Genomic DNA, 20,073 nt, shown 5'->3' with positions numbered 1-20,073 from the left:
GGGTCCCGCCGAGTCGCCGGGTGCCTGGCCGGTCCGGGGCTGTCGGGCCGGGGACTGGGCCGTGCTCGGTTTCCGGGGGTGTCACGGCCGGCGTTTCGGTCGGCACCGCTGTCTTCCCGTTCGCTTCGATCTCGACTTTCGGCAGGTGACGGACGTGTCCGACAGGGAACCGCCGCGTCGCCGGGTGCCCGGGCCCGCCAGGCCGGCGCGTCCGGCCGCCCGGCAGCGGCCCGGCCCCGGTGCCCGGCCGGCCCGCCGTCCGGCCCCGGCCCGGCCCCAGGCCGCGCGCATCCGGCTCGGCAGCCCCCGCCCCCGGTTGCGGCTGGTCGCCCTCGCGCTGACCCTGGTGCTGCTCGTCTTCGCCGTACGGCTGCTGCAGGTGCAGGCCGTCGACGCGAGCGCGTACGCCGCCAAGGCCGAGGAGAACCGGTACGTGGTGCACACCCTGGCCGCCGAGCGGGGCCGCATCACCGACCGCAACGGCGTCGACCTGGCGACCAGCGTGGACGCCGACGACATCACCGCCGACCCCACCATGTTCGGCCGCGACCAGCTGCACATCGGCGACGGCCCCGAGCAGGCGGCCGCGCTGCTCGCCCCGATCCTCGGCCAGGACCAGGCGGCCCTCACCGCGAAGCTCCGCACGCCGAACACCCGCTACGTGCTGCTCGCCCGCCGCGAGACCCCGCAGGTCTGGAAGCAGATCAAGGACCTGAAGACGGCCCTGGCGAAGAAGGCCCAGAAGGACAAGACCACCGTCAACGTGCTCGCCGGCGTCTTCTCCGACCCCAGCAGCAAGCGGGTCTACCCCAACAGCGGCCTCGCCGCCGGGATACTGGGCTGGGTCAACGCCGACGGGAAGGGCGGCGGTGGCATCGAGCAGCAGCTGAACGAGCGGCTGGCCGGCAAGCCCGGCAAGATCCGCTACGCCCAGTCCGGCGGCCGCGAGGTGCCCACTGCGGGCTCCACCGAGACGCGCGCGGTGCCCGGCTCCGACACCGAGCTCACCATCGACCGCGACATCCAGTGGGCCGCCCAGAACGCCATCACCGAGCAGGTGGCGAAGTCCGGGGCGGACCGCGGCTACGTCATCGTGCAGGACACCCGCACCGGCGAGATCCTCGCCATGGCCAACTCCCCGGGCTTCGACCCGGGCGACCTGTCCCACGCCGACCCGGCCGCGCTGGGCAACGCCGCCGTCCAGGACGCCTACGAGCCCGGCTCCACCGCCAAGGTCATGTCCATGGCCGCCGTACTGGAGGAGAACGCGGCGACGCCGCTCACCCACGTCGTCGTGCCCAACCGGCTGCACCGCGGCGACCGCCTCTTCCAGGACGACGTCGACCACGACACCTGGTACCTCACGCTGAACGGCGTGCTCGCCAAGTCCAGCAACATCGGCACCATCCTGGCCACCGGCCAGCTCGGCAAGACCCAGCCGGAGGCCAACAAGGTCCTCTACTCCTACCTGCGCAAGTTCGGCATCGGCGAGCCGACCGGGCTCGGCTTCCCCGGCGAGACCCGGGGCATCCTGGCACCCCCCGACAAGTGGTCCACCTCGCAGCAGTACACGATTCCTTTCGGCCAGGGCTTCTCCATCAACGCCGTGCAGGCGGCCTCCGTCTACTCCACGATCGCCAACGGCGGGGTGCGTGTGCAGCCGACACTGGTGCGCGGGAGCAAGGGGGCCGACGGCCGCTTCGCGCCGGCCGACAAGCCCGAGAAGACGCGGGTCGTGAGCGCGAAGACGGCGAAGACGCTCGCGCACATGCTGGAGTCCGTGGTCGGCGACGAGCAGGGCACCGGTGTCAAGGCGCGCATCCCCGGCTACCGCGTGGCGGGCAAGACCGGCACGGCCAACCGCGTGGATCCGGCCACCGGCAGATACCACGGCTACACGTCCTCCTTCGCCGGGTTCGCGCCCGCCGACAACCCCCGCGTCACCGTCTACTGCGCGATCCAGAACGCCACCAAGGGCAGCTACTACGGCGGCCAGATCTGCGGCCCGATCTACAAGGAGGTCATGGAGTTCGCGCTGAAGACGCTCCAGGTGCCGCCGACCGGCGTGCAGGCCGCGAACCTGCCCGTCGACTTCAAGCCGTGACCGGAACAGAACGACCAGGAACCAGCCCGTGACAACGATCACTCCCGGCCCCGGGAACCGCCCGTCGCACCGGCCCTCGTCCGCGCCGGACGGCGCTGCGCGCGATCCCCTTTTTAGCCCCACGGCGGGTACTCCCGGTACGCTCACCGCCGTGCCACACGCTGATCAGTCCCAAACCACCCAGAAGGGCGCTTCCGTGACATATCCGGGACCGCCGCGACCGGTTCAGGTCTCCGCCGCACCCCTCGCGGAGCTCGCCGATCAGCTGGGGGTCACCGCTCCGGACGGCGCCGCCGAGGTCACGGGCATCACCCATGACTCGCGCGCCGTGCGCCCCGGCGACCTGTACGCAGCCCTGCCCGGCGCCCGCACGCACGGCGCCGACTTCGTCACCCAGGCGGCGAGCCTGGGCGCCGTCGCCGTGCTCACCGACCCGTCCGGCGTCGAGCGCGCCGCCGCCACCGGCCTGCCGGTCCTGGCCGTGGACGACCCACGCGGCCGGATGGGCGAGCTGGCGGCCGCGATCTACGGCAGGCCCGGCCGCGACCTGCTCCAGATCGGCATCACCGGCACCTCCGGCAAGACCACCACCGCCTACCTCGTCGAGGGCGGCCTGAAGACCGTGAAGTCCACCGGACTGATCGGCACCGTCGAGATGCGCATCGGCGAGGAGCGCATCAAGTCCGAGCGCACCACCCCCGAGGCCACCGACCTCCAGGCCCTGTTCGCGGTCATGCGCGAGCGCGGGGTCGAGGCGGTCGCCATGGAGGTCTCCAGCCACGCCCTCGTGCTCGGCCGTGTCGACGGCTGCGTCTTCGACATCGGTGTCTTCACCAACCTCAGCCCGGAACACATGGAGTTCCACTCCGACATGGAGGACTACTTCCGGGCCAAGGCGCAGCTGTTCACGCCGGAGCGCAGCAAGCTCGGAGTGGTCAACTTCGACGACGAGTACGGGCGCCGGCTGGCCGGGGAGGCCACGGTCCCGGTCGTCACCTTCTCCGCCGAGGGCAACCCCGACGCCGACTGGCGCGCCGAGGACGTCCAGGTCGGCCCGGTCGACTCCACCTTCACCGTGGTCGGCCCCGAGGGCCGGCGGATCGCCGCCAGGTCGCCGCTGCCGGGCCCGTTCAACGTCGCCAACACGCTGGCCGCCGTGGTCGCCCTGGCCGCCGCTGGCCTCGACCCGCAGTCCGCCGCCGACGGCATCGCCGCCGTTCCGGGCGTACCGGGCCGGCTGGAGCGCGTCGACGTCGGCCAGCCGTACCTCGCGGTCGTCGACTACGCGCACAAGACGGACGCCGTGGAGTCGGTCCTCAAGGCGCTGCGCAAGGTCACCAAGGGACGGCTGCACATCGTGCTCGGCTGCGGCGGGGACCGCGACCAGACCAAACGCGCGCCGATGGGCGCCGCCGCGGCCCGGCTCGCCGACATCGCCGTGCTGACCTCCGACAACCCCCGCTCCGAGGATCCCCTGGCGATCCTCGCCACCATGCTCGAGGGCGCGGCCTCGGTGCCCGCGCACGAGCGCGGCGAGGTGCTCCTCTTCGAGGAGCGGGCCGCCGCGATCGCCGCCGCCGTCGACCGCGCGCAGCCCGGGGACGCCGTGCTGGTCGCGGGCAAGGGCCACGAACAGGGCCAGGACATCGCCGGAGTGGTCCGTCCCTTCGACGACCGCCAGGTGCTTCGCGAAGCTATCCAGAAGACCCAGGGATGAACTTGTGATCGCCCTCTCCCTCGCCGAGATCGCAGCAGTCGTCGGCGGGCAGACCTACGACATACCGGATCCGTCCGCGGAGGTCATCGGGCCCGTGGTCCGGGACTCCCGTGAGGTGGTGCCCGGCAGCCTCTTCGTCGCCTTCGTCGGCGAGCGCGTGGACGGCCACGACTTCGCCGCGGCCGTCGTCGAGGCGGGCGCGGCCGCCGTGCTGGCGTCCCGCCCGGTCGGCGTGCCCGCGATCGTCGTCGAGGACGTGCAGGCCGCGCTCGGCGCCCTCGCCCGCCACGTCGTCGAACGGCTGGGCGCGACCCTCGTCGCCCTCACCGGCTCCGCGGGCAAGACCAGCACCAAGGACCTCATCGCCCAGGTGCTGCGGCGCAAGGCGCCGACCGTGTTCACGCCCGGCTCCCTCAACAACGAGATCGGGCTGCCGCTGACCGCGCTGAGCGCCACCGAGGAGACGAGGTTCCTCGTACTGGAGATGGGCGCCCGCGGCATCGGCCACATCCGCTACCTGACCGAACTGACCCCGCCGAAGGTCGGCCTGGTGCTCAACGTCGGCACCGCACACATCGGTGAGTTCGGCGGCCGTGAGCAGATCGCCCAGGCGAAGGGCGAGTTGGTGGAGAGCCTGCCGGCGGCCGAGGACGGCGGAACCGCGATCCTCAACGCCGACGACCCGTTGGTACGGGCCATGGCCTCCCGTACGAAGGCGAAGGTGATCCTTTTCGGAGAGTCCGGCGAAGCGGACGTACGCGCCGAGAACGTGAGACTCACGGACAGCGGGCAGCCCGCCTTCAGGCTTCACACACCCTCCGGTGCAAGCGATGTGACGATGCGCCTGTACGGTGAGCATCACGTGTCGAACGCGCTCGCCGCGGCCGCCGTCGCGCATGAGCTGGGCATGTCCGTAACTGAGATCGCCACCGCGCTCTCCGAGGCGGGCTCCCTCTCCCGCTGGCGGATGGAGGTCACCGAGCGCCCGGACGGCGTGACGGTCGTCAACGACGCCTACAACGCCAACCCCGAGTCCATGCGGGCCGCTCTGCGCGCGCTCGCGGCCATGGGCGGGGGACGGCGGACCTGGGCGGTGCTCGGCAAGATGGCCGAGCTCGGGGACGAGGCGCTCGCCGAGCACGACGCGGTCGGACGGCTCGCCGTCCGGCTCAACGTCAGCAAGCTCGTCGCGGTCGGGGGCAGGGAAGCGTCCTGGCTGCAACTGGGCGCATATAACGAGGGTTCGTGGGGTGAGGAGTCGGTGCACGTGTCCGACGCACAGGCGGCGATCGACCTGTTGCGCAGCGAGTTGCGCCCGGGGGACGTCGTCCTCGTGAAGGCGTCCCGTTCGGTCGGCCTCGAGAGCGTCGCCCAGGCGTTGCTCGAGACCGGTGCCGAGGGTGAGGTCGCCGCCCGATGATGAAGCAGATCCTGTTCGCGGGCGTCATCGGCCTCTTCCTGACGCTGGTCGGCACCCCGTTGCTGATCAAGCTCCTGGCCCGGAAGGGCTACGGCCAGTACATCCGCGACGACGGCCCCCGCGAGCACGCCAGCAAGCGCGGTACGCCGACCATGGGTGGCATCGCCTTCATCCTGGCCACGGTCGCCGCCTACTTCCTGTCCAAGGTGATCACCGGCTACACCCCGACCTACTCGGGTCTGCTGGTGCTCGGCCTGATGGTCGGCATGGGCCTGGTCGGATTCCTCGATGACTACATCAAGATCGTCAAGCGCCGTTCGCTGGGTCTGCGCGCCAAGGCGAAGATGACCGGCCAGCTGATCGTCGGCATCGCCTTCGCGGTGCTCGCGCTGCAGTTCTCCGACAACCGCGGCAACACCCCCGCCTCCACGAAGCTGTCGTTCATCACCGACTTCGGCTGGACGATCGGCCCGGTGCTGTTCGTGATCTGGGCGCTGTTCATGATCCTCGCGATGTCGAACGGCGTGAACCTCACCGACGGTCTGGACGGTCTGGCCACCGGCGCCTCCGTGCTCGTCTTCGGCGCCTACACGTTCATCGGCGTCTGGCAGTTCCAGGAGTCCTGCGCCAACGCGCAGACCCTGACCAACCCCAACGCCTGTTACGAGGTCCGCGATCCGCTCGACCTCGCGGTCGTGGCCTCGGCGCTGATGGGCGCCTGCCTGGGCTTCCTGTGGTGGAACACCTCGCCCGCCAAGATCTTCATGGGCGACACCGGTTCGCTCGCGCTCGGCGGTGTGCTCGCGGGCCTGGCGATCTGCTCCCGCACCGAGCTGCTGCTCGCGCTGTTGGGCGGTCTGTTCGTGCTCATCACCATGTCGGTGGTCATCCAGGTCGGCTCCTTCCGGCTCACCGGGAAGCGGGTCTTCCGGATGGCGCCTCTCCAGCACCACTTCGAACTCAAAGGCTGGTCCGAAGTGCTCGTCGTGGTCCGTTTCTGGATCATTCAGGGCATCTGTGTGATTGTCGGACTGGGCCTCTTCTACGCGGGATGGGCAGCGGACAAGTGACCGACTGGCAGGGTAGGAACGTCACCGTCGCGGGACTCGGCGTCTCCGGTGTCCCGGCGGCCAAGGTCCTGCACGGTCTCGGCGCGCACGTCACCGTCGTCAACGACGGCGACGACGAGCGTGCCCGGACCCAGGCGGCCGAGCTGGAGGCGCTCGGTGTCACCGTGCGCCTCGGTGACGGCGACACCCTGCCGGAGGGCACCGAGCTGATCGTCACCGCGCCCGGCTGGCGGCCGGACAAGCCGCTCTTCCACGCCGCCGGGCAGGCCGGCGTACCCGTCTGGGGGGACGTCGAACTCGCCTGGCGGCTGCGCGGCCCCGACGCCGCCCCGTGGCTCGCCGTGACCGGCACCAACGGCAAGACCACCACCGTGCAGATGCTCGCCTCCATCCTGAAGGCGGCGGGCCTGCGCACGGCGGCCGTCGGCAACATCGGCGTCTCCCTGCTGGACGCCGTCCTCGGCGAGGAGCGCTACGACGTCCTTGCGGTGGAGCTGTCGAGCTACCAGCTGCACTGGGCGCCCTCGCTGCGCGCCCACTCCGCCGCCGTCCTCAACCTCGCCCCCGACCACCTCGACTGGCACGGCTCCATGGAGGCCTACGCCGCCGACAAGGGCCGTATCTACGAGGGCAACCGCGTCGCCTGCGTCTACAACGCCGCCGACAAGGCCACCGAGGACCTGGTGCGTGAGGCGGACGTCGAGGAGGGCTGCCGCGCCGTCGGGTTCACACTCGGCACGCCCGGCCCCTCCCAACTCGGCGTCGTGGACGGCATCCTCGTCGACCGCGCCTTCGTCGAGAACCGGCACAAGAACGCCCAGGAGCTGGCCGAGGTCTCCGACGTCCACCCGCCCGCCCCGCACAACATCGCCAACGCCCTCGCCGCGGCGGCCCTGGCACGCGCCTTCGGCGTCCCGGCGCAGGCCGTCCGGGACGGCCTGCGGGCCTTCACCCCGGACGCCCACCGCATCGCGCACGTGGCCGACGTGGCCGGCGTGGCCTACGTCGACGACTCCAAGGCCACCAACACCCACGCGGCTCAGGCCTCGTTGGCGGCGTACGAGTCGATCGTGTGGATCGCGGGCGGTCTGGCGAAGGGCGCGACCTTCGACGAGCTCGTCGCGAACTCGGCGAAGCGGCTGCGCGGTGCCGTCCTCATCGGAGCCGATCGCGCGCTCATCCGTGAGGCCCTCGCGCGACACGCCCCGGAGGTACCCGTCGTCGACCTCGGCCGGACCGACACTGGGGCGATGCTCCAGGCCGTCCAGGAGGCGCGGCGGCTCGCACGGCCCGGCGACACGGTACTGCTGGCCCCGGCCTGCGCCTCCATGGACATGTTCGCCAACTACAACAGGCGCGGCGAGGCGTTCGCGGAGGCCGTATCCGGACTCGGCGCCTGATCCCGGCCGCCCGCGCTGCCGGGCGACCTCGGGAGGGAGGCGTGGGACCCGTGAGCCGAGCCGGACTTGCGCGGCCGACGTACAGCGGAGGACCCGATGCCCGGTAGTCCCGGCAGCAGCCGTACCGGTCGCCCGCCCGTGCAGCGGACCGTCAAGCGCCCGACGGCCGACCGGACCCCCGGCCGGCGCTCCGCGGCGCGCCTGATCGATCGCGCGCGCAAGGCCTGGGACCGGCCGCTGACCGCCTACTACCTGATCCTCGGCGCCAGTCTGCTGCTCACCGTGCTGGGGCTGGTGATGGTCTACTCGGCCTCCCAGATCACCGCGCTGCAGAAGGCACTGCCGGGCTCGTACTTCTTCCGCAAGCAGCTGCTCGCGGCCGCGATCGGCGCCGGGCTGCTGCTGCTCGCCGCCCGGATGCCGGTCAGGCTGCACCGGGCGCTGGCCTACCCGATCCTGGCGGGCGCGGTGGCCCTGATGGCGCTGGTGCAGGTGCCGGGGATAGGGATGGCGGTCAACGGCAACCAGAACTGGATCGCGCTCGGCGGCTCCTTCCAGATCCAGCCCAGCGAGATCGGCAAGCTGGCGCTGGTGCTGTGGGGCGCCGACCTGATCGCGCGCAAACAGGACAAGCGGCTGCTGACCCAGTGGAAGCACATGCTGGTGCCGCTCGTCCCGGTCGCCTTCATGCTGCTCGGGCTGATCATGCTCGGCGGCGACATGGGAACCGCGATCATCCTCACCGCGATCCTGTTCGGCCTGCTGTGGCTGGCGGGGGCGCCCACCCGGCTCTTCGTGGGGGTGCTGTCGTTCGCCGGCGTGATCGGCTTCCTGCTGATCCAGATGAGCCCCAACCGCCTCGGCCGGTTCGCCTGCGTCGGCTCCAGCGACGCGACCAAGTGCTGGCAGGCGGTGCACGGCATCTACGCCCTGGCCTCCGGCGGACTGTTCGGATCCGGACTCGGTGCCAGCGTGGAGAAATGGGGCCAACTCCCCGAAGCCCACACCGACTTCATCTTCGCCGTCACCGGCGAGGAACTGGGTCTCGGGGGGACGCTGTCGGTGCTCGCCCTGTTCGCCGCTCTAGGCTATGCGGGCATCCGCGTGGCCGGACGCACGGAGGACCCCTTCGTGAGGTATGCCGCGGGAGGCGTGACCACCTGGATCACCGTGCAGGCGGTGATCAACATCGGTGCGGTGCTCGGTCTGCTGCCGATCGCCGGCGTCCCGCTCCCGCTGTTCTCCTACGGAGGATCCGCCCTGCTGCCGACCATGTTCGCCATCGGGCTGCTGATCGCCTTCGCGCGTGACGAGCCCGCTGCGCGGGCGGCGCTTGCCATGCGGCAACCTCGCTTTGGTAGAAAGCGGGCAGGAGGCTCCGCGCCCGGCCGGAGATCCGACCGCGGATCCGGTCGCGAGCCTCGGAGATGGAACACGATGCGACGGCGTGCCTCGGCGGCGCGTCCGTCCGGAGAGCGGTGAATTTCGGTGCATGTCGTACTCGCCGGCGGAGGTACCGCGGGCCACATCGAGCCCGCGCTCGCCCTCGCGGACGCCCTGCGCAGGCAGGACCCGACCGTGGGGATCACGGCCCTGGGCACGGAGCGCGGCCTGGAGACCCGGCTCGTCCCCGAGCGGGGCTACGAGCTCGCGCTCATCCCGGCGGTGCCGCTGCCGCGCAAGCCCACCCCCGAGCTGATCACCGTCCCGGGCCGGCTGCGCGGCACGATCAAGGCGGCCGAGCAGGTCCTGGAGCGGACCAAGGCGGACGCCGTGGTCGGATTCGGCGGCTACGTCGCCCTGCCCGGCTACCTGGCCGCCAAGCGGCTCGGTGTGCCCATCGTCATCCACGAGGCCAACGCCCGCCCGGGCCTGGCCAACAAGATCGGTTCGCGGTACGCCGCGCAGGTCGCCGTCTCCACGCCCGACAGCAAGCTGCGCGGCGCCCGTTACATCGGTATCCCGCTGCGCCGCGCCATCGCCACCCTGGACCGGGCGGCCGTGCGCCCCGAGGCCCGTGCGGCGTTCGGGCTCGACCCGAACCTGCCCACGCTGCTGGTCTCCGGCGGCTCCCAGGGCGCCCGCCGGCTCAACGAGGTGGTCCAGCAGGTCGCGCCCTGGATGCAGCAGGCGGGCATCCAGATCCTGCACGTGGTCGGCCCGAAGAACGAACTGCCCCAGGTACAGCAGATGCCGGGAATGCCGCCCTACATCCCGGTAAGTTACCTTGATCGGATGGACCTCGCGTACGCCGCGGCCGACATGATGCTCTGCCGCGCCGGCGCGATGACCGTCGCCGAACTCTCCGCCGTCGGGCTCCCGGCCGCCTACGTCCCGCTGCCCATCGGCAACGGTGAACAGCGGCTGAACGCCCAGCCGGTGGTCAAGGCCGGCGGCGGACTGCTGGTCGACGACGCGGAACTCACCCCCGAGTGGGTGCAGCAGAACCTCCTGCCCGTGCTCGCCGATCCGCACCGGCTGTACCAGATGTCCCGCGCCGCCGGGGAGTTCGGCCGCCGGGACGCCGACGAGCTGCTCGTCGGCATGGTGTACGAGGCCATCGCCTCGCACCGTTAGGACCGTATGCACGAAAGGGCTTGAGAGCGTGGCCGGACCGGCGACCGCTGAGCGCGGTGAACGTCAGCAGGAGTCGTCGTCCGGCCCGCCTCTGGTCCACCGGCTGAGACGGATGAGCCCTCGTACGATCATCATCCTTTCGCTGGTCCTGATCTGCCTGGGCGCCGGCTCCCTGTGGCTGCTGTACGACTCGCAGTGGACGCGCGTGGAGCACGTATCCGTCTCCGGCACCACGGTTCTGACGCCCGCCCAGGTGAGCGCGGCGGCCAGGGTCCGGATCGGAACGCAGTTGATTTCCGTCGACACCGATGCGGTCGAGGCCCGACTGCGCCATGAATTGCCCCGAATTGACTCGGTTGACGTGGTGCGTTCGTGGCCGCACGGAATCGGGTTGAAAGTCGTCGAGCGCACTCCGGTCATGGTGGAGGAAAAGGGCGGAAAGTTCGTCGAAGTGGACGCGAAGGGTGTCCGGTTCGCCACGGTTTCGCAGGCGCCGAAAGGCGTGCCCCTGCTGGAATTGTCGCTTTCCCGCTCGAGTGCGGCCGCCGCGAGCCTGCGGCGCCTCGGCGAGGCCCGGCTGGTGCGTGAGGCCGTCGCGGTCGCCGGGCGGATTCCCGCCGCGGTCGCCCGTGAGACCCGGGTCGTCAAGGTCCGTACCTACGACGACATCTCGCTGGAGTTGAGCGGTGGCCGCACCGTCGCCTGGGGCAGCAGCGAGAACGGCCGGCTGAAGGCCCGCACCCTGACCGCGCTGATGAAAGCGGCGCCCGGAGCACGGCACTTCGACGTCCGGGTTCCCACCGCCCCGGCGTCTTCGGGGAGTTGACGCACATCAGTGCAGGCCAACACCCTGGTTGAGCGCCGCTATGGCTGATCACATAGGGTGAAAAGAAAAACGGGAGGTTCGGCGTGTTCGTTGAACGGGCGCCACTTGTCGACTTAGTGTCCTGTTCCGAAGACTTCAAGGAACAGACACACTGGTAACCCTAAACTTCAGGGTTAGGGTTCGGGTCGGCGTTCGGACCGTCCCATTCGGCATCAGTCGTCGGATCGCGGCAGGACCGCGAGGCGGCGACACGTAACTCGAGGCGAGAGGCCTTCGACGTGGCAGCACCGCAGAACTACCTCGCAGTCATCAAAGTCATCGGTGTCGGCGGCGGTGGTGTCAATGCCATCAACCGGATGATCGAGGTCGGTCTCAAGGGCGTCGAGTTCATCGCCATCAACACCGACGCACAGGCGCTGTTGATGAGCGACGCCGACGTCAAGCTCGATGTCGGCCGCGAACTCACGCGCGGACTCGGCGCCGGGGCCAACCCGGCCGTCGGCCGCAAGGCCGCCGAGGACCACCGTGAGGAGATCGAGGAGGTCCTCAAGGGGGCCGACATGGTCTTCGTGACGGCCGGTGAGGGTGGCGGCACCGGTACCGGCGGCGCGCCCGTCGTGGCCAACATCGCGCGCTCGCTGGGTGCCCTCACCATCGGTGTGGTCACGCGCCCGTTCACCTTCGAGGGGCGGCGCCGGGCGAACCAGGCCGAGGACGGTATCGCCGAGCTCCGCGAAGAGGTCGACACCCTCATCGTCATCCCCAACGACCGGCTGCTGTCCATCTCGGACCGTCAGGTCAGCGTGCTCGACGCGTTCAAGTCCGCGGACCAGGTGCTGCTGTCCGGTGTGCAGGGAATCACCGACCTGATCACCACCCCCGGCCTGATCAACCTCGACTTCGCCGACGTCAAGTCGGTCATGTCCGAGGCCGGCTCGGCGCTCATGGGCATCGGCTCGGCCCGCGGTGACGACCGCGCGGTGGCCGCGGCCGAGATGGCGATCTCCTCCCCGCTCCTCGAGGCCTCCATCGACGGCGCCCGGGGCGTGCTCCTGTCCATCTCCGGTGGTTCGGACCTCGGTCTGTTCGAGATCAACGAGGCCGCCCAGCTGGTCAGCGAGGCAGCGCACCCCGAGGCCAACATCATCTTCGGCGCGGTCATCGACGACGCCCTCGGCGACGAGGTCCGGGTCACCGTGATCGCGGCCGGCTTCGACGGCGGCCAGCCGCCGGCCCGCCGGGACAACGTCCTCGGCTCGTCGTCCACCCCGCCCCCGGCCCGCCGCGAGGAGCCGGCCCCGGTGCGCCAGCCCGAGAGCCGCCCGACCTTCGGCTCGCTCGGCAGCGTGACGCCGAAGGAGGAGCCGGAGCCCGTCGCCCCCGAGCCGGTGCAGGACCTGCCGCCCGTGACCCCGCCCATCACGCCGTCGCCGCGCAGCTACTCCGACAGCGCGGCCGAGGAGCTGGACGTACCGGACTTCCTCAAGTGATAGGTCGGCACGACACCGTGAGCGGCGCGCACTTCGCCTTCACCGACCGGTGGGGCGGGGTGAGCGCCGTTCCGTTCGAGGAGCTCAATCTCGGCGGCGCGGTCGGCGACGACCCCGGCGCGGTACGCGCCAACCGCGAACTGGCCGCCAAGTCCCTTGGACTCGACCCGGACCGGGTCGTCTGGATGAACCAGGTGCACGGCAACGACGTCGCCGAGGTCGACGGGCCGTGGACCACGCGGCTCACCCCGCCGGTCGACGGCCTGGTGACCGCGACCCGCGGGCTCGCCCTCGCCGTACTCACCGCCGACTGCGTTCCGGTGCTGCTCGCCGACCCGGTCGCCGGTGTGGTCGCCGCGGTCCACGCCGGGCGGCCCGGCATGGTCAAGGGGGTCGTCCCGGCCGCGGTCGACGCGATGGAGTCGCTCGGCGCCCGGCCCGACCGCATCACCGCCCGCACCGGACCCGCCGTGTGCGGCCGGTGCTACGAGGTGCCGGAGGCGATGCGCGCCGAGGTCGCCGCCGTCGAGCCGGCGGCGCACTCCGAGACGAGTTGGGGTACACCGGCCGTCGACGTGAGCGCCGGCGTGCACGCGCAGCTCGAGCGCCTCGGGGTGCACGACCGGGAGCAGTCGCCGGTGTGCACGCGGGAATCGGGCGATCACTTCTCGTACCGCCGCGACGCCACCACCGGTCGGCTCGCGGGCTATGTCTGGCTGGACTGATGGGGCATGACGGACCGTAGGAACGAACTCGCCGCGAATCTGGCGAAGGTGGAGCGGCGCATCGCCGCCGCGTGCGCGGCCGCGGGCCGGGCGCGGGAGGAGGTGACCCTCATCGTGGTCACCAAGACGTATCCGGCCTCGGATGTGCGGATCCTGTCGGAACTCGGTGTGCGCCACACCGCCGAGAACCGGGACCAGGAGGCGGCGCCCAAGGCCGCCGAGTGTGCTGATTTGCCCCTGACGTGGCATTTTGTTGGTCAACTTCAGACCAATAAAGTGCGATCCGTGGTCGGTTACGCCGATGTCGTACAGTCGCTCGACCGTTCCCGGCTTGTCACCGCGCTCTCACGGGAGGCCGTGCGGGCGGAGCGCGAGGTGGGCTGCCTCATCCAGGTGGCGCTGGACGCGGGGGAGAGCGGACGCGGGGAGCGCGGAGGCGTCGGGCCGGGCGGAATCGAAGAGTTGGCCGACCTCGTCGCCCGCTCCGAAGCGCTGCGGCTCGACGGGCTGATGACCGTCGCCCCGCTGACCGGGGAGTACGCCGGCCGGCAACAGGCCGCGTTCGAGCGCCTCATGGATTTGTCGACCGACCTGCGCGCGGCCCATCCGGCTGCCACCATGGTCTCGGCAGGGATGAGTGGGGACCTCGAGCAGGCCGTTGCCGCCGGTGCGACACATGTGCGCGTCGGCAGCGCGGTACTCGGAGTCCGTCCCAGGCTCGGGTAACGTCGCCAAGAAGTCGGACCACAGCAGAAAATATGGTCAATATCGCCCAACGGGGCGCAGCGACCTCGTGGATCGCGGGCACTTGGCGGTCGTCAGCGGATCCACCACAGAGCGGAGGACTCAGAGCATGGCCGGCGCGATGCGCAAGATGGCGGTCTACCTCGGCCTCGTGGAGGACGATGGGTACGACGGCCGGGGATTCGACCCCGATGACGACTTCGAACCCGAGCTGGACCCGGAACCCGAGCGGGACCGCCGACGGCACGACCCACCGCACCAGTCGCATGGGGCGCATCAGCCCCAAAGGGATGAACCGGTGCGAGTGGTGCAGCCTCCGGCGCCCCGCGAACCGGTGTCGCATTCCGCTTCGCTCCCGGCGGAATCCGGGCGTCCGGCGCGCATCGCGCCCGTGGCGTCCATCACACAAGACCGCGCAAGCCTGGAGAAGAACGCACCGGTGATCATGCCCAAGGTCGTGTCGGAACGAGAGCCGTACCGGATCACCACACTTCACCCCCGGACGTACAACGAGGCCCGTACCATCGGGGAACACTTCCGTGAGGGCACCCCGGTGATCATGAATCTGACTGAGATGGATGACACAGATGCGAAGCGACTTGTCGACTTTGCTGCCGGTTTGGTGTTTGGTCTTCACGGCAGTATCGAGCGGGTGACGCAGAAGGTGTTCCTGTTGTCGCCTGCTAACGTCGATGTCACGGCGGAGGACAAGGCCCGCATCGCAGAGGGCGGGTTCTTCAACCAGAGCTGAGACGCACCACCGTAGAACTGGCACGGAACAGGGGAGAGGGAAGCACCGATCATGCGTGTGGCCATGGAGGTTCTTTACATCGCGCTGATGGTGTTCCTCATCGTGCTGATCTTTCGGCTGGTCATGGACTATGTGTTCCAGTTCGCCCGCTCATGGCAACCCGGCAAGGCGATGGTGGTCGTTCTGGAGGCCACCTACACTGTCACGGATCCACCGCTGAAGCTTCTGCGGCGGTTCATCCCGCCGCTGCGTCTCGGGGGCGTGGCGCTCGACCTGTCCTTCTTCGTACTGATGATCATCGTCTACATCCTGATCTCCATCGTGGGGAACCTCGCGAGGTGACTGTGGACGATACGGTCTTGCCGACTGCCGATGACTACGTTGAGGTGAAGAGATGCCGTTGACCCCCGAGGACGTGCGGAACAAGCAGTTCACGACCGTCCGCCTCCGAGAAGGCTATGACGAGGACGAGGTCGATGCCTTCCTCGACGAGGTCGAAGCCGAGCTGACCCGACTGCTCCGTGAGAACGAGGACCTGCGCGCCAAACTGGCCGCGGCCACGCGTGCTGCTGCCCAGAACCAGCAGAACATGCGCAAGCCTCCGGAGGACCAGCAACCACCGCATCCTCAGCAGCAGGGCATGCGAGGGCCGGGCGCTCCTGTGCCCGCCGGGATATCGGGCCCGCCGCAGCAGCAGATGGGTGGCCCCATGGGTGGTCCGCCCCAGCTGCCCAGCGGTGCTCCGCAGCTGCCCGCCGGCCCGGGCGGCCAGGGACCCCAGGGTCCCGGCCCCGGCCCCGGCCAGATGGGTCCCGGCCCGATGGGTCAGGGTCCGATGGGCCAGGGTCAGATGCCGGGTCAGATGCAGGGCCAGATGGGTCCCGGCCCGATGGGCGGCGGCCCCGGCCCGATGGGCGGCGGCCCTGGTCCCATGGGCGGCCCCGGCCCGATGGGTCAGGGTCCCGGTGGCGACAGCGCCGCGCGCGTCCTGTCGCTGGCCCAGCAGACCGCCGACCAGGCGATCGCCGAGGCCCGTTCCGAGGCCAACAAGATCGTCGGCGAGGCGCGTTCGCGTGCCGAGGGTCTGGAGCGTGACGCCCGTGCCAAGGCCGACGCCCTGGAGCGGGACGCGCAGGAGAAGCACCGCGTCGCGATGGGCTCCCTGGAGTCCGCCCGCGCCACGCTGGAGCGCAAGGTCGAGGACCTGCGCGGCTTCGAGCGCGAGTACCGCACGCGCCTGAAGTCGTACCTGGAGTCGCAGCTGCGTCAGCTGGAGACCCAGGCCGACGACTCCCTCGCCCCGCCGCGCACGCCTGCGGCCCCGTCCCTCCCGCCGTCCCCGGCGCCCTCCATGGCTCCGGCCGGCGCGAGCGCCCCGTCGTACGGCGGCGGCCAGCCGATGGGCGGTGCGCCCGGCCCGGCCGGTCCGTCCTACGGCGGTCAGCAGCAGATGGCCCCGGCGATGACCCAGCCGATGGCCCCGGTGCGTCCGCAGGGTCCGGCCCCGATGGGTCAGGCGCCTTCGCCCATGCGCGGCTTCCTGATCGACGAGGACGACAACTGAGGGAATCCTGAAGGGTTCTGGAGACTAGGCGTCGGCAGCCTGAGAGAACGGCCCCGGAGGGACATCCCTCCGGGGCCGTTCTCGTATGCCGGGGGCCGTGTGCCCGCTGCCCCACCGGGGGCCACGCCCCGTCAAGCCGCGCGGGGAGCCCGCCGGTTCGTGGCCGGGCGGGCTCCCCCCGGTGGGTCATGCCTTGCGGAGGCGGAAGACCAGGGACAGGCCCTCGTCGGTGAAGGCGTCGCCGTAGGTGGCGTCCGCCTCGCCTTGGGCGAAGTCCGTCGCCAGGACCTCCTCGGCGATCAGCGACGCGTGCTCGCTCAGGGCGGCGATGGTCGCCGGGTCCGTCGCGGTCCAGCGCAGCGCGATCCGGTCGGCCACGTCGAGGCCGCTGTTCTTGCGGGCCTCCTGGATCAGCCGGATCGCGTCCCGGGCCAGGCCCGCGCGGCGCAACTCCTCCGTGATCTCCAGGTCCAGGGCGACCGTGGCGCCGGAGTCGGACGCCACCGACCAGCCCTCGCGCGGGGTCTCGGTGATGATCACCTCGTCCGGCGCGAGCGTCACCGTCTCGCCGTCGACCTCCACCGACGCCGTGTCCTCGCGCAGCGCCAGCGACAGCGCCGCCGCGTCCGCGCCCGCGATGGCCTTGGCGACGTCCTGCACCCGCTTGCCGAACCGCTTGCCCAGTGCACGGAAGTTGGCCTTGGCGGTGGTGTCCACCAGGGACCCGCCGACCTCGCTCAGCGACGCCAGGGAGGAGACGTTCAGCTCCTCCGTGATCTGCGTGTGCAACTCCCGGTCCAGGGACTCGAAGCCGGCCGCCGCGACCAGCGCCCGGGACAGCGGCTGGCGGGTCTTGACGCCCGACTCCGCGCGCGTGGCGCGGCCCAGCTCCACCAGGCGGCGCACCAGCACCATCTGCTTCGACAGCTCCGGGTCGATCGCCGGCAGGTCCGGCTCCGGCCAGGTGGCCAGGTGCACCGACTCCGGGGCGCCCGGCGTCACCGGCACGACCAGGTCCTGCCAGACCCGCTCGGCGATGAACGGGGTGATCGGCGCCATCAGCCTGGTCACCGTCTCCAGCACCTCGTGCAGCGTGCGCAGCGCGGCCTTGTCGCCCTGCCAGAACCGGCGGCGCGAGCGGCGGACGTACCAGTTCGACAGGTCGTCGACGAACGCCGACAGCAGCTTGCCGGCGCGCTGGGTGTCGTACGCCTCCAGGGCCTGCGTGACCTGGTCGGTCAGCGCGTGCAGCTCACTGAGCAGCCAGCGGTCGAGCAGCGGGCGGTCGGCCGGGGCCGGGTCGGCACCGGTGGGCGCCCAGGCGGACGTACGGGCGTACAGGGCCTGGAAGGCGACCGTGTTCCAGTAGGTCAGCAGCGTCTTGCGGACGACCTCCTGGATGGTGCCGTGGCCCACCCGGCGGGCCGCCCACGGCGAGCCGCCGGCCGCCATGAACCAGCGCACCGCGTCCGCGCCGTGCTGGTCCATGAGCGGGATCGGCTGGAGGATGTTGCCCAGGTGCTTGGACATCTTCCGGCCGTCCTCGGCGAGGATGTGACCGAGGCACACGACGTTCTCGTACGACGACTTGTCGAAGACCAGCGTGCCGACCGCCATCAGCGTGTAGAACCAGCCGCGGGTCTGGTCGATCGCCTCGGAGATGAACTGCGCCGGGTACCGGCTCTCGAACAGCTCCTTGTTCTTGTACGGGTAGCCCCACTGCGCGAACGGCATCGAACCCGAGTCGTACCAGGCGTCGATGACCTCGGGCACGCGCGTGGCCGTCTTCTCGCACTGCGGGCACGGGAAGACGACGTCGTCGATGAACGGGCGGTGCGGGTCGAGGTCCGACTGGTCGGTGCCGGTCAGCCCGGTCAGCTCCGCGCGGGAGCCGACACAGGTGAGGTGGCCGTCCTCGCAGCGCCAGATGGGCAGCGGGGTGCCCCAGTAGCGGTTGCGGGACAGCGCCCAGTCGATGTTGTTGTTCAGCCAGTCGCCGTACCGGCCGTGCTTGACGCTCGAAGGGAACCAGTTGGTCTTCTCGTTCTCCTCGAGCAGCCGGTCCTTGATCGCTGTGGTGCGGATGTACCAGGACGGCTGCGCGTAGTACAGCAGCGCGGTGTGGCAGCGCCAGCAGTGCGGGTAGCTGTGCTCGTACGGCACGTGCCTGAAGAGCAGGCCGCGGTCGCCGAGGTCCTCGGTGAGCTTCTCGTCCGCCTTCTTGAAGAACACGCCGCCGATCAGCGGGACGTCCTCCTCGAACGTGCCGTCCGGGCGGACGGGGTTGACCACCGGCAGGCCGTAGGACCGGCAGACCTTCAGGTCGTCCTCACCGAAGGCGGGGGACTGGTGGACCAGACCCGTGCCGTCCTCGGTGGTGACGTACTCGGCGTTGACCACGTAGTGCGCCGGCTCCGTGAACTCCACGAGCTCGAACGGGCGTTGGTACGTCCAGCGCTCCATCTCGGCGCCGGTGAAGGTCTCGCCCGTGGTCTCCCAGCCCTCGCCGAGCGCCTTGCCGACGAGCGGTTCGGCGACGACGAGCTTCTCTTCGCCGTTCGTCGCGACGACGTAGGTCACCTCAGGGTGCGCGGCGACCGCCGTGTTGGACACCAGGGTCCAGGGGGTCGTCGTCCACACCAGGAGCGAGGCCTGGCCGGCGAGCGGACCGGAGGTGAGCGGGAAGCGGACGTAGACGGAGGGGTCGACGACCGTCTCGTAGCCCTGGGCCAGCTCGTGGTCCGACAGGCCCGTGCCGCAGCGCGGGCACCAGGGGGCGACCCGGTGGTCCTGGACCAGCAGGCCCTTGTTGAAGATCTCCTTCAGCGACCACCAGACGGACTCGATGTACTCGGGCTCCATGGTGACGTACGCCTCGTCGAGGTCGACCCAGTAGCCCATGCGGGTGGTCAGCTCGGAGAACGCGTCGGTGTGGCGGAGAACGGACGCGCGGCACTTGTCGTTGAACTCGGCGATGCCGTACGCCTCGATGTCCTTCTTGCCGCTGAAGCCGAGCTCCTTCTCGACCGCCAGCTCCACCGGGAGGCCGTGGCAGTCCCAGCCGGCCTTGCGGGCCACGTGGTAGCCACGCATGGTGCGGAAGCGGGGGAAGACGTCCTTGAAGACGCGTGCCTCGATGTGGTGGGCGCCCGGCATGCCGTTGGCGGTGGGCGGGCCCTCGTAGAACACCCACTCGGGGCGGCCCTCGGACTGCTCCAGGCTCTTGGCGAAGATCTTCTGCTCACGCCAGAAGTCGAGCACGGCGTGCTCGAGGGCGGGCAGGTCGACCTGCGCGGGCACCTGGCGGTACTGCGGCTGCGTATTCAACGAGCTTCCTCCGGCGGATGTGCTGCCTTCCGTCGGAGGGACGAGAGCCTTTGAGCTGTCCACGCCGTGTGCGGCGCGCTCCCGCGGTACCACCCTCCTTGGCTCACCGGTGCGCCGTACGCTCCGACGAGCCCCCTCATTGGGGTCGCGATGCCGGTTCTACCGGCCCCTGGCTCCGTGCTGGGGCGTTCTTCCGGCGGCTCCGGGGTGATCTTCACGTCGCGCTCGCCCCCGGGCTCACACCGTCCCCGGGTCGCTCTGGGCTGCTGACGCCGCTACTCGTCCCCATCCACGCTTTTCGCTCCGCCCAGTGTACGGCGCCCCGGCGACCGGGGCCGACCTGATTTCCGCCGCGGGG

At 70.6% G+C, this 20,073-nt stretch carries 15 protein-coding genes; 14 read left to right on the top strand and 1 reads right to left on the bottom strand.

Annotated elements, in window-relative coordinates; translation table 11 throughout:
* The first annotated feature begins 154 nt into the window (after positions 1–154).
* From ACWEK3_RS08780 to ACWEK3_RS08715, 14 genes are all read left to right on the top strand, one after another.
* Entirely contained in the window at positions 155–2,104 is a 1,950-nt protein-coding gene (locus tag ACWEK3_RS08780) for a peptidoglycan D,D-transpeptidase FtsI family protein (RefSeq protein ID WP_450544673.1), read from the top strand.
* Between the two features lie 28 nt (positions 2,105–2,132).
* The gene (locus tag ACWEK3_RS08775; protein WP_450544675.1) at positions 2,133–3,821 is read left to right on the top strand and encodes a UDP-N-acetylmuramoyl-L-alanyl-D-glutamate--2,6-diaminopimelate ligase; all 1,689 of its coding nucleotides are present in this window, start codon (positions 2,133–2,135) and stop codon (positions 3,819–3,821) included.
* Between the two features lie 4 nt (positions 3,822–3,825).
* A complete protein-coding gene (locus ACWEK3_RS08770) occupies positions 3,826–5,241 on the top strand; it encodes a UDP-N-acetylmuramoyl-tripeptide--D-alanyl-D-alanine ligase (RefSeq protein ID WP_453249263.1) in 1,416 nt (471 codons plus the stop codon).
* Positions 5,241–6,311, top strand: coding sequence for a phospho-N-acetylmuramoyl-pentapeptide-transferase (gene mraY, locus ACWEK3_RS08765; RefSeq protein ID WP_361423873.1), 1,071 nt, complete (start codon positions 5,241–5,243; stop codon positions 6,309–6,311). Before ACWEK3_RS08770 ends, mraY begins: the two co-directional genes overlap by 1 nt.
* On the top strand, positions 6,293–7,711 hold the full coding sequence (gene murD / locus ACWEK3_RS08760) for a UDP-N-acetylmuramoyl-L-alanine--D-glutamate ligase (RefSeq protein WP_453249262.1): 1,419 nt from the start codon (positions 6,293–6,295) through the stop codon (positions 7,709–7,711). Before mraY ends, murD begins: the two co-directional genes overlap by 19 nt.
* 96 nt (positions 7,712–7,807) lie before the next feature.
* On the top strand, positions 7,808–9,193 hold the full coding sequence (ftsW, locus tag ACWEK3_RS08755) for a putative lipid II flippase FtsW (RefSeq protein WP_390725351.1): 1,386 nt from the start codon (positions 7,808–7,810) through the stop codon (positions 9,191–9,193).
* A gap of 6 nt (positions 9,194–9,199) precedes the next feature.
* On the top strand, positions 9,200–10,288 hold the full coding sequence (gene murG, locus ACWEK3_RS08750) for an undecaprenyldiphospho-muramoylpentapeptide beta-N-acetylglucosaminyltransferase (RefSeq protein WP_376395384.1): 1,089 nt from the start codon (positions 9,200–9,202) through the stop codon (positions 10,286–10,288).
* Positions 10,289–10,316: 28 nt separating this feature from the next.
* On the top strand, positions 10,317–11,114 hold the full coding sequence (locus ACWEK3_RS08745) for a cell division protein FtsQ/DivIB (RefSeq protein ID WP_450544680.1): 798 nt from the start codon (positions 10,317–10,319) through the stop codon (positions 11,112–11,114).
* A 278-nt stretch (positions 11,115–11,392) separates the two neighbouring features.
* Complete coding sequence (gene ftsZ, locus ACWEK3_RS08740) at positions 11,393–12,604, top strand: cell division protein FtsZ (RefSeq protein ID WP_225074279.1); 1,212 nt, start codon at positions 11,393–11,395, stop codon at positions 12,602–12,604.
* Positions 12,601–13,329: a peptidoglycan editing factor PgeF gene (gene pgeF, locus ACWEK3_RS08735; RefSeq protein WP_376547114.1), complete on the top strand. Its 729-nt coding sequence runs from the start codon at positions 12,601–12,603 to the stop codon at positions 13,327–13,329. Before ftsZ ends, pgeF begins: the two co-directional genes overlap by 4 nt.
* A 6-nt stretch (positions 13,330–13,335) precedes the next feature.
* The gene (locus ACWEK3_RS08730) at positions 13,336–14,055 is read left to right on the top strand and encodes a YggS family pyridoxal phosphate-dependent enzyme (RefSeq protein ID WP_361423821.1); all 720 of its coding nucleotides are present in this window, start codon (positions 13,336–13,338) and stop codon (positions 14,053–14,055) included.
* Between the two features lie 127 nt (positions 14,056–14,182).
* Positions 14,183–14,824: a cell division protein SepF gene (locus tag ACWEK3_RS08725; protein ID WP_361423818.1), complete on the top strand. Its 642-nt coding sequence runs from the start codon at positions 14,183–14,185 to the stop codon at positions 14,822–14,824.
* Between the two features lie 51 nt (positions 14,825–14,875).
* Complete coding sequence (locus tag ACWEK3_RS08720; RefSeq protein ID WP_361423815.1) at positions 14,876–15,166, top strand: YggT family protein; 291 nt, start codon at positions 14,876–14,878, stop codon at positions 15,164–15,166.
* A 52-nt stretch (positions 15,167–15,218) separates the two neighbouring features.
* Complete coding sequence (locus ACWEK3_RS08715) at positions 15,219–16,388, top strand: DivIVA domain-containing protein (RefSeq protein ID WP_450544684.1); 1,170 nt, start codon at positions 15,219–15,221, stop codon at positions 16,386–16,388.
* 186 nt (positions 16,389–16,574) lie between these two features.
* Here ACWEK3_RS08715 and ileS read toward each other — a convergent pair whose 3' ends face one another.
* Entirely contained in the window at positions 16,575–19,715 is a 3,141-nt protein-coding gene (ileS, locus tag ACWEK3_RS08710) for an isoleucine--tRNA ligase (protein WP_453249261.1), read from the bottom strand.
* Positions 19,716–20,073 lie beyond the last annotated feature (358 nt).

The organism is Streptomyces sp. NPDC004721 (assembly GCF_053601495.1).
This window is presented reverse-complemented; position numbering and strand designations above follow the sequence as displayed.

What these genes read in the sequence shown, in the direction of transcription:
- mraY (WP_361423873.1), top strand. Translation starts at nt 5,241, where the DNA reads ATGAAGCAGATCCTGTTCGCGGGCGTCATCGGCCTCTTCCTGACGCTG.
- murD (WP_453249262.1), top strand. Translation starts at nt 6,293, where the DNA reads ATGGGCAGCGGACAAGTGACCGACTGGCAGGGTAGGAACGTCACCGTC.
- ftsW (WP_390725351.1), top strand. Translation starts at nt 7,808, where the DNA reads ATGCCCGGTAGTCCCGGCAGCAGCCGTACCGGTCGCCCGCCCGTGCAG.
- ACWEK3_RS08730 (WP_361423821.1), top strand. Translation starts at nt 13,336, where the DNA reads ATGACGGACCGTAGGAACGAACTCGCCGCGAATCTGGCGAAGGTGGAG.
- ACWEK3_RS08725 (WP_361423818.1), top strand. Translation starts at nt 14,183, where the DNA reads ATGGCCGGCGCGATGCGCAAGATGGCGGTCTACCTCGGCCTCGTGGAG.
- ACWEK3_RS08720 (WP_361423815.1), top strand. Translation starts at nt 14,876, where the DNA reads ATGCGTGTGGCCATGGAGGTTCTTTACATCGCGCTGATGGTGTTCCTC.
- ACWEK3_RS08715 (WP_450544684.1), top strand. Translation starts at nt 15,219, where the DNA reads ATGCCGTTGACCCCCGAGGACGTGCGGAACAAGCAGTTCACGACCGTC.